This is a genomic window from Flavobacterium aerium, assembly GCF_030766725.1.
Lineage (GTDB): Bacteria > Bacteroidota > Bacteroidia > Flavobacteriales > Flavobacteriaceae > Flavobacterium > Flavobacterium aerium.
Genome location: NZ_JARQWR010000036.1, coordinates 1 through 669, shown reverse-complemented (window position 1 = coordinate 669; position 669 = coordinate 1). Strand labels below are relative to the sequence as shown.

1 pseudogene is annotated in these 669 nt (G+C 39.8%); it reads left to right on the top strand.

Annotated elements, in window-relative coordinates:
- Positions 1-669 (top strand): annotated as a pseudogene (locus tag P6733_RS17870) (hypothetical protein); the annotation flags it as partial.

Here is a 669-nt window from a genome sequence, read left to right as displayed (position 1 = left end):
TTGTAGGTAAAAATGTGGGTGGAACCGATGCTTCTGGAACAACCGGATTACAAAAAGTAGATTACCGCTACAACATTCGAGGTTGGTTGACGGGTATTAACGATGAAGCACCCAATATTGGAAACCCAGGATTAATACTAGGCTCAGGCGACTTATTTGGTTTTAAAATCAATTACAATGCAGTAACAGTAGCGGCCAATGGAATCATTGAATCGTCTGATCAAAGCATGAACGGCGCTGTGAAACCATTGTACAATGGGAATATAGCCGAAACCTTCTGGAGAACCAAGAACGATAATGTATTACGAAAATACGGCTACCGCTATGATGCACTAAACCGTCTGGCTGATGCCTATTACCAAAAACCAGAATATTCTAATCCTACACCGGGATCGTACGATGAGAATTTAAGGTATGATAAAAACGGAAATATCACTACGCTAAAACGCAAAGGAGCCGATGATGGACTTGTCATTAACGGAAACATCATCGATGATTTGGTTTATACCTATTCCGGCAATCAGCTAACCAAAGTATTTGATACCTCCAACAATCCGGCGGGATTCAAGGACGACAGTAACGGTATTACGGATCCAGAAGATGATTATAAATATGATGCCAATGGTAATTTGATTCGCGATGATAATAAAGAAATTAAAACGATTTTTT